The 8,804-nt window shown below is 52.5% G+C and carries 10 protein-coding genes and 2 pseudogenes; 4 read left to right on the forward strand and 8 right to left on the reverse strand.

Features of this window, described 5'->3' with window-relative positions; genetic code table 11:
- Both POG22_RS03370 and POG22_RS03375 read left to right on the forward strand, forming a co-directional pair.
- A pseudogene (locus tag POG22_RS03370) lies at nucleotides 1-156 on the forward strand (RNA-guided endonuclease TnpB family protein); the annotation flags it as partial.
- Nucleotides 153-683: a cyclic nucleotide-binding domain-containing protein gene (locus POG22_RS03375; protein ID WP_498903628.1), complete on the forward strand. Its 531-nt coding sequence runs from the start codon at nucleotides 153-155 to the stop codon at nucleotides 681-683. The pseudogene POG22_RS03370 and the gene POG22_RS03375, both read left to right, overlap by 4 nt.
- Before the next feature lie 57 nt (nucleotides 684-740).
- Here the strand turns inward: POG22_RS03375 and rd are convergent, their stop codons facing one another.
- Both rd and POG22_RS03385 read right to left on the reverse strand, forming a co-directional pair.
- Nucleotides 741-902 (reverse strand): rubredoxin, encoded by a 162-nt coding sequence (gene rd / locus POG22_RS03380; RefSeq protein WP_498903641.1) that lies wholly within the window; start codon nucleotides 900-902, stop codon nucleotides 741-743.
- 95 nt (nucleotides 903-997) lie between these two features.
- A complete protein-coding gene (locus POG22_RS03385; protein ID WP_498903629.1) occupies nucleotides 998-1,567 on the reverse strand; it encodes a peroxiredoxin in 570 nt (189 codons plus the stop codon).
- A 62-nt stretch (nucleotides 1,568-1,629) separates the two neighbouring features.
- On the opposite strand from POG22_RS03385, the gene tsaE reads away from it, so the two are divergent.
- Nucleotides 1,630-2,091, forward strand: coding sequence for a tRNA (adenosine(37)-N6)-threonylcarbamoyltransferase complex ATPase subunit type 1 TsaE (tsaE, locus tag POG22_RS03390; RefSeq protein WP_498903631.1), 462 nt, complete (start codon nucleotides 1,630-1,632; stop codon nucleotides 2,089-2,091).
- Between the two features lie 361 nt (nucleotides 2,092-2,452).
- Here the strand turns inward: tsaE and POG22_RS03395 are convergent, their stop codons facing one another.
- From POG22_RS03395 to POG22_RS03415, 5 genes are all read right to left on the reverse strand, one after another.
- A complete protein-coding gene (locus tag POG22_RS03395) occupies nucleotides 2,453-2,671 on the reverse strand; it encodes a DUF4327 family protein (protein ID WP_026098007.1) in 219 nt (72 codons plus the stop codon).
- A 337-nt stretch (nucleotides 2,672-3,008) separates the two neighbouring features.
- Nucleotides 3,009-3,944, reverse strand: a complete 936-nt coding sequence (locus tag POG22_RS03400) for an alpha/beta fold hydrolase (RefSeq protein WP_498903632.1) — start codon at nucleotides 3,942-3,944, stop codon at nucleotides 3,009-3,011.
- A gap of 141 nt (nucleotides 3,945-4,085) precedes the next feature.
- Nucleotides 4,086-4,226, reverse strand: a complete 141-nt coding sequence (locus POG22_RS03405) for a hypothetical protein (RefSeq protein ID WP_498903633.1) — start codon at nucleotides 4,224-4,226, stop codon at nucleotides 4,086-4,088.
- A gap of 126 nt (nucleotides 4,227-4,352) precedes the next feature.
- Nucleotides 4,353-4,502 (reverse strand): hypothetical protein, encoded by a 150-nt coding sequence (locus POG22_RS03410; protein ID WP_498903635.1) that lies wholly within the window; start codon nucleotides 4,500-4,502, stop codon nucleotides 4,353-4,355.
- Between the two features lie 86 nt (nucleotides 4,503-4,588).
- On the reverse strand, nucleotides 4,589-5,668 hold the full coding sequence (locus tag POG22_RS03415) for a glycosyltransferase family 4 protein (protein WP_498903637.1): 1,080 nt from the start codon (nucleotides 5,666-5,668) through the stop codon (nucleotides 4,589-4,591).
- Between the two features lie 506 nt (nucleotides 5,669-6,174).
- Between POG22_RS03415 and thrS the strand changes: the two genes are divergently transcribed.
- Nucleotides 6,175-8,007, forward strand: a complete 1,833-nt coding sequence (gene thrS, locus POG22_RS03420; RefSeq protein WP_498903639.1) for a threonine--tRNA ligase — start codon at nucleotides 6,175-6,177, stop codon at nucleotides 8,005-8,007.
- A gap of 233 nt (nucleotides 8,008-8,240) precedes the next feature.
- Here the strand turns inward: thrS and POG22_RS03425 are convergent.
- A pseudogene (locus POG22_RS03425) lies at nucleotides 8,241-8,420 on the reverse strand (IS4 family transposase); the annotation flags it as partial.
- Between the last annotated feature and the right edge of the window lie 384 nt (nucleotides 8,421-8,804).

Genomic DNA, 8,804 nt, shown 5'->3' on the forward strand with positions numbered 1-8,804 from the left:
ATCGAAAATGCCTGTGGAGTCGAGGCGACGGGGGATCGGGTCACTGATTCTAGTTGGCTGGCTGTGAAGCAGGAAATCTTTGGGGCGACCCAAGGAATCTCCCTGCATACCCGGAACGGGTTGCTGGGAGAGGATGTCAAGGGGCAACGATCGTGAAGAAAGCATTTTTAATCTTGGGCGAACTCAACAATGAAGATATCGATTGGCTCGCTCGCCAAGGTCACAAACGCACGCTCGAACCTGAAGAAACGCTAATTTTCGAGGGGCAACAAATTAGCGCCTTGTATTTCGTGTTGAGGGGGGAGTTCAGCGTGGTTCTCGATCCGCCTGTCGATCGCGAACTCGCTCGCATTTCTACCGGAGAGGTCATCGGTGAAATTTCGTTTGTAGACAGCCGGTTGCCCATCGCTACCGTCAAGGCGATCGCCCCGTGTGAAGTACTGGAAATTCCCCGATTTCGATTGATGTCGAAGCTCAACCAAGATTTGGGGTTTGCCTCTCGCTTTTATCGCGGGCTATCGCTGTGTTTGTGCGATCGGATGCGAGCGACAGTGCGCCGCCTCGGGTATGGGACGGCTTTAGACGCCCCGGAACTGTCGAACCCCCAACCGCTCACCCTCGACCCGCAGGATTTAGATTTGGTACGGGCGAAGTTTCAATGGCTCGTGCAACAAGCACGATGAGGAGAGGAGTCGAGGGGCGATCGCTTTCCTCGTCACGCTTCGATCGTTGGGGTGCGGTTAACTTTGCGGCTCGAAGTCATCTTTCGCAGCTCCACAAACCGGACAGACCCAATCGTCGGGAATATCCTCAAACGCCGTACCGGCTTCGATGCCGCTGTCGGGGTCGCCTTTTTCGGGATCGTAGACGTAACCGCATACTGTGCAGACGTATTTAGTCATGGTTTGAGTTGCCATAGAACAGCTTTGAAGACTACGGTTTCATCCGTAGCGCGGGATGTCCATCGAGACTGCAAACTTTAGAAAGATTTAAGGGTTTACGAGGTGGCTTGCAACTTGTCTAATCGCGTCAAAACTTCTTGGCTGTGAATGGAGGGATTGACTTTCACGAATCGATCGCGCAGCATCCCGTCAGGATCGACGATAAAGCTGTGACGTACCGATCGCGAATAAATCCAAGATCCGTAAGCTTGGCTAACGCTGCCGTCCACATCGGAAAGTAGGGGAAATCGCAAGCCTTCCGAATCGCAGAAGTCTTCGTGGGAATTCACGTCGTCGGCACTAATGCCGAGAATTTGTGCGTTGCGATCGTGATATTCGGGTAAGTCTTGTTGAAAGCGTCGTGCCTCGAGCGTGCAACCGGGGGTAAAATCGGCGGGATAGAAGTACACCACCACCCACTGACCCCGATAGTCGGATAGCGAAACCTCTCCGTCTCCGGTATTCGTGGGTAAGGTAAACTCGGGAGCGGGTGCGTTCAGCGGTGGCAGCGTTCCCCCCATCGCCGACGCCGGTTGCGCGATCGCCCCCCAGACGGCGACAATGGCGAGACAACTCGCCCAGGTCAGTTTCAAAATCAGGTGTAAAAGATTGCGACGAGATCTCATGGGTTCTGTGAAATATCCGAACGATCGGTTCGATTGCTTCATATAAGTTTACATTTTTCGCGATGACGCTTGCAGTTCTGTCTCTTCCCGATGCTGACGCGACACGCCGTTTCGGGGTCAAGTTGGGAAAACATATCCCGCCGTTGACGACGTTACTCCTCGAAGGGGAGTTAGGCAGCGGTAAAACGACGCTGATTCAGGGAATCGGCGAAGGTTTGGGGATTTCTGAGGCGATCGTCAGTCCGACGTTTACCCTGATTAACGAATATCTCGACGGTCGGATGCCGTTGTATCATTTCGATTTGTATCGGTTGCAGCCTGAAGAGATCGAAGATTTGCAACCGGATGTCTATTGGGAAGGTGTAGAAGTTCGACCGGGAATTACGGCGATCGAATGGGCCGACCGTCTGACATATTTACCGAACGTTTACGTTCGTATTTGCTTGAAAAACGACGGAAACGCCCGCCAAGTCGAACTTTCTGCTGTGGGAGAGATTCCAGATGGGCTAAACGCCTATTTTTGAGCTTGAGTTTCCTCGATCGCAGCGATCCCCCGGTATTCGATCGATCCCGAAGGCGGTTAAATACTGTGCGTTTCAATTTAAATCTCGGGATGTTGCAGTACTGCTGTTGCAATGCAACTATCGTTGCACGACACGAACGATCTCTCGTCGCGTTTTCGACGAGGAAGGCGATCGCGTGTTAGATTGACACGCCAATTTCTCAACCCGAGTGAAACCCGGTTGCAATCATGTGGCAATGCAACTTAACTTCACGCGATCGTCTCGAACCTGACGCACGAACCTCCCCAGTACAGCAGATGTTTAAATAGCGTACTGGGGAAGTTCAGCCGAAATTTAAGCTTACGCTAGCGTTTTGTTAAAATTACTCGTCTTCCCAGACTTCAACGGCTAACAGCTCGCTGAGGGGATCTTGCATGGAGAACTCGAATTCAAGCAGTTCTTGCTTGAGACGGGGCCACTCGTCGCCAAACAGGAAGGCGACTTTCCAAATGCGATCGCTAGGTTGAACGACCTTAGAATCGACGAGCGAGCGTACTTGACGCTGCATTTTCACCATAGGATGAATTACCTGATGGTTCATACGACCTCTTGAATTGTTCAAATCCTCTTGACTTTATGGGGTTGCTAGAGCGGCGCTTGATGAGTTCTTGCTTCGACAAAAAGCACCGACAAATTTCCAATACTATACTTATACCTGAATTCACCCCGATTTGACAAGCACTGTCGGAAAAAAAGGCGAAATTTCAGGCACTCGCGCCGATAATTGGGCTCGATCGATAACAAAAACTAATCCAACAGAAAGGGAAAATGCTGATTTTCTCAACACTTGCTCTCTCTGTGGAAAGAATACGAGAAAGTTCGCGATCGCGCTTCTGCGAAAATCGCCCCAAAATTTCGTCACGACGTTCTCTCAAACCTCAAAAGGACGAACGATCGTCGTGGGGGAATTGTCGAGAGCGATCGCGAATCCACTCCGAGACAATGGCATTGACTTCTTCGGGGGCTTCGTCTTGGGGACAGTGTCCGACACCGTCTAACACGATAAAGCGATCGACCGCCTCGTAGTTCTCGAGCGATCGCGCCAGTTCCAGGGGTTCCCAGGGATCCTCTGCTCCCCACAGGATCAGCGTCGGACAGGGGAGGCGATCGAGTAACTCTTCTGGAAGCGGACCTTGAGAATAGCGAGTAAACGCCACAAAAACATCGCTAGCGCGGGGATCTTTTGCTGGAGCCAGGAGGAGTTCGACAAGTTCTTCGGTGACTCGATCGGCACGTTTGTACGCCTGCAAAAGAATATTCCGAACCGTTTTCGGCGTCGCCAGTCGCGCGAAGAAAAAGTCGCCAATGGGTTTAATTCCCAGCAAATTTTGCAACAGCGGCGCACCCATGCGTTTCAACCAAGATCGATCGGTGCGTCGTTTGTCGTGAAGCAGGCGCAACGAACAATTTAATTGCACCACACCGCGCACGAAATCGGGATGCGTCACCGCCGTTTGCATGACGACGATACAGCCGATCGAATTTCCCACGAGAAACGCCCTATCTGCGACAATTTCGCGACAAAAATCGGCCACTAAATCGCCCCAGGTTTCAAACGTGTAATCGATCGCCAAACCGGGAGTGGGTTTGTGAGATTTCCCGAATCCCAGCAAATCTAGGGCGTAAACGCGGCAAGATCGAGCGAGAACGGGAATGTTATCGCGCCAATGACCGAGTGACGCCCCGAAGCCGTGAACCAATACGACCGCCGGGCCGGTATCGCCCGCTTGTTGGTAGCAAATGCGAAAACCGCGCCAACGCCAAAAGCGATCGACCTCGGTGGTAGGGAGAGAACTGGCAGGGGAAACAGACACGATAGTTTACAAAACTTAACTTCCGTTCTTATAGTGTAGTTTCTTGCAGAAGGTTTCTTCACGGAAGTTCGATCGCCACAGTCAGATCCCCGTTTCGGTTCGACATCCGCACCCCGATCGCCTCTCCGACACAGTCGAAGGCTAATGCGGTTGGAAATCGGGGCGATCGGCAACCCGACCAATGTTATCGTCTTTAGGAGCTAACGTCGGTTGGCAGGGTTCGCCTTCGGCTTCAGACCGGCGAACCTGTTGCCAAGACAGTACGGATCGCTGACTTAACAACTCCTCAGAAGTCCTGGTCGTCGTTGCCGAAACAGTCGCTTTGTGCCAGAGGAGGAGCTTCTTCAGTGAAGAGGGGAGAGGGAAGAGTCAAGAGTTGGGAGTTCTCCTCATCCCTTCATCCCCTCTTCACTGGTGACGGGTGACTGTTTTCATCACCTCATCACCCAAAATCACGCTGCGGTTTTGCGCGTTGCTGCGGGGGCTGTCGTGGACGGTGTCGAGAGTCGAGATCCCCCACTGGCAGGCATGGCGAAGGTGCAAGAAGAACAGAACCATTGAAGTTTGCTCGATCGCACGTGTTGCAACATCGATTTTCCACAGCAGGGGCAAGGTTTCACAGCCATGTTGTTTCTCCTTTGATGTTAAGCGGCTAAGGTCGGTTCGCTCACAGCGCGGCCGTTGCGAGACCAGAACTCGTTCAGGACTTTTTGATACGCCGCTTCGTATTTCTCCACCATGCTGGAGACGCTGAAATGGCGTTCGACGAAATCCCGACAGTTTTCGCGATCGAGATCCTCGACGAGAGAAACGGCATCGACAGCATCTTCGACGGTTTCGCAAATAAACCCAGTTGCGCCGTGGGCGACGATTTCCGGAACCGCGCCCCGTTTGAAGGCGATAACGGGGGTTCCCGCACACATGGACTCGATCGAGATCGATCCGAACGGCTCTTCCCAAGTAATGGGAAATAAGGTAGCCGTGGCGTATCCCAACAATCGCACTTTATCGCTAGGGGACAGGTCGCCGTGGTATTGAATTTGTCTGCCGTCGAGATTGGGGACAATGTCTCGCTCGAAATAGGCGCGATCGACCGGATCGACTTTTCCAGCAATTTTCAGCGTCCATCCGGTTCGTTTGGCGATTTCGATGGCGTGGTGGACGCCTTTTTGGGGAGACAGTCGCCCGAAAAAGGCCAAATACGGGGGATCGTTGGCAGGAACTTCCACGAAGGGATAACTCTCGGGATCGATGCCGTTGTGAACCGTTCGCACGTAGTTGAGATCCCGAAGGTGCTGCTGTTGCGCGTCGCTGATACTGATAAACGGTTGGTGTCGGTACTGATAGAACACTTGCGGGTTTTCGCGAGTAAAGCCGTTATGCAAGGTGTGAACGATGGGAGTTTTCAACATCTCGGCATAAGGTAGTGCCGGATAGCTGGTGTGGAAGTGAACGATGTCGAACTCGCTGGCGGTGTCTGAGACGCGCTTGTATTGAAGGACTGCATGGGCTTCGGGGTCGAGGGTTTCGGGATCGAGACGCAACGCCTTCGGACAAATAGGTTCGAGACGGGCTAGGGTTTGGGAATCTCCCGAGGCAAAAAGCGTCACTTGATGACCGCGTCGGACGAGTTCGTCCGTCAGATGTCCCACGACGAGTTCGATTCCACCGTAACCGGGAGGAGGGACGCGCTCCCATAACGGTGCAACTTGAGCGATACGCATAGCTGTTTTCCTCTCCTATAAGCGATCGAGGACACAATCCAATCGCCGTCGATCGGCGATGAATTGGACGAGGCGAAACCGATACGAATTTCGCGGGAAATTCGGAATGCACAAACGGTCGCGTTCGCCTGGGGGTTGAGTTGGAAAAGTTTCGTACGAGCTGACTTAACCGAAAGCGCCTAAGGGCATCGTGACTGCCTCCTGGAATGAATTAGGCTATCGGGAGTTGCGGCATTCCCATCAAACCGGCAATGGTTTGTGAGTTGGGAGAAACAATGCGTCACACTCCGCCAACGATCGAAATTGTTACCGATACCCTTGCAAGCTGTCGAGGGCGGTTAACCGAACGGAAGCGGTCGATCGAGCGAAGCTTTTCCGCGATCGAAAGCAACCGTTTAAGATAGAAAATGCAAGTTGTGGCGATCGAAAGGCTCTAGATCGGAGACGATCGATCGCGCCGCTTTATCCGTTAAGCTCGTAAAGTTCCGTTTTCGATCGAATTGCCCATGTCACCCTCAGCGTCCCAATCAGCCGAAGCCGTGGAACAACAACCGATTCGCCTGCCCCGTACCAGCGAATCGGACAAGCTCAAACGCATCCGTCACACCGCCTCTCACGTCATGGCGATGGCGGTACAGCGGTTGTTTCCCGAAACCCAAGTCACGATCGGCCCGTGGACTGAATACGGGTTTTACTACGATTTCGATCGCCCGGAACCGTTTACGGAAAAAGATCTCAAGGCCATCAAAAAAGAGATGGTCAAAATTATCAAGCAAAAACTGCCCGTGATTCGGGAAGTGGTGACGCGAGAAGAAGCTGAAAAGCGCATCACCGAGATTAAAGAACCCTACAAACTGGAAATTCTCGGGGATATTAAAGAAGATCCCATTACCCTTTACCATTTAGGCGATCGCTGGTGGGATCTCTGCGCCGGTCCTCACGTCGAAACCACCGGGGATCTACACCCGAAAGCCTTCGACCTCGAAAGCATTGCCGGGGCGTACTGGCGCGGCGATGCCAACAACCCGCAACTGCAACGGATTTACGGGACGGCGTGGGAAACCCCCGAACAACTCAAGGAATACAAACGCCGCAAAGAAGAAGCCCTCAAGCGGGATCACCGCAAAGTCGGTAAAGAACTAGGGCTGTTCGTCTTCTCCGATGCTGTCGGCCCCGGTTTGCCCATGTGGACGCCGAAAGGCACGATCCTGCGATCGACCCTCGAAAATTTCCTCAAAGACGAACAGCAAAAACGGGGATATTTCGGCGTCGTTACCCCCCACATCGCCCGAGTGGACTTGTTTAAAACCTCGGGACACTGGCAGAACTATAAAGAGGATATGTTCCCGTTGATGGCGGACGACGAAGAGGCGTTACGTGCCGAACAGGGATTCATCCTCAAACCCATGAACTGCCCGTTCCACGTGCAGATTTATAAAAGCGAACTGCGCTCTTACCGCGATTTACCGTTGCGCCTCGCGGAGTTTGGTACGGTTTACCGATACGAACAGTCGGGAGAACTGGGGGGGTTAACGCGAGTTCGCGGCTTTACCCAAGACGATTCTCACCTGTTCGTCACCCCCGACCAACTGGAAACGGAGTTTCTCAACGTCGTCGATTTAATTTTGTCGGTGTTCGAGAGTTTGCGCCTGCGTCAGTTTAAGGCGCGATTGAGTACCCGCGATCGCTTCTCCGACAAATACATCGGTTCCGACGAAGCCTGGGACAAAGCCGAAGACGCCATCCGCCACGCCATGAACGCTAAAGGCATGAGTTACTTCGAGGCTCCCGGCGAAGCGGCGTTCTACGGTCCCAAACTCGACTTTATTTTCCAAGACGCCCTCGAACGGGAGTGGCAGTTGGGAACGGTACAAGTCGATTACAACCTACCCGAACGCTTCGAGTTGGAATACGTCGCCGAAGACGGTTCTCGCCAACGTCCGGTCATGATTCACCGCGCGCCGTTCGGTTCCCTAGAACGGTTGATCGGCATTCTCATCGAAGAATATTCGGGCGATTTTCCCCTGTGGCTGGCACCGGAACAGGTGCGGTTGCTTCCGGTGAGCGATGAATTTTTACCCTTCGCCAAAGATGTCGCAGCGAAAATGTTACAAAGTGGAATTCGCGCCGCTGCCGATACCAGTGGCGAACGCCTCGGAAAACTGATTCGCAACGGCGAAAAAGCGAAAATTCCGGTGATGGCGATCGTCGGTGCGAAAGAACAGGAAGCCAACAGCTTGAGTATCCGCACTCGCGCGTCTGGGGAATTGGGTTCGATGCCGGTTGATGAGGCGATCGAGAAATTAACGGGAGCAATTGAATCTCGCGGCGATTTTTAAAGCCGAAATCAAGAGAATCTTGAAACCCCGGTTTTTACTCAAGACCGGGGTTTTTGAATGCTGAAACGTTTTCGGAAACGTTTCTCTGAGCTGTGCTATATAGCGCTCGCCAATTGGGTTAGGACAGTCGGCTCTGGCTGTGTATGACGACTTCCAGGCTTGAAAATGTCCTGGTTGCTCTGGCGGCTGCTATATAACAGAACTGTTTTAAAACTGAGAGGGTGACAACATAACTAGACCCCCTGCCTCACAAGGGATCGATCCTCTAGCCCTCGTTGAAAATGGAGAGATTTGTGAGATTTCAACGCCATGAGATCCAACATCCAATCTCTCCAGAGCAGCAGGGATTGACTCCAAGCATAACCGGATAATCCGAGGGAAAAAACACTATGATGAGGAAAACCTTGAGGGGTCAGGTGGGTAATAAGGGTCTCCTGAGATTACGGTGGGATTTGTTATGAATAATACGAAATCGAACCAGGGTAAATTGCCATGACGCCTCTACAGAAAAGGTTTTGACCGGGGATAAAATCCGCTTATCACCTCAAACTCCGAAGACCCAGAGATTTGGGTTTAAGTCCCGGGATGTCTTTCTATTTTGAGAGAATGAAAGGGGTGCATCTCAGTTTTGCAAAAACATCAGTTTTGGGTGGCAAAATTCCCGATTAGCATTTCCCGTATAAGATCCCCGGCATCTTGGGTATCTGTTTAGCGATGCTCACTCAGGTCGAAGCCTGCCAAGGCATGGCCTGGGCAACGAGGTCAATAAAGGAGTCGTCAGATTGGGCAGCCGTAGC

It is taken from the genome of Geitlerinema sp. CS-897, assembly GCF_028368005.1.
Taxonomy (GTDB): Bacteria; Cyanobacteriota; Cyanobacteriia; order Cyanobacteriales; family Geitlerinemataceae; genus Baaleninema; species Baaleninema simplex.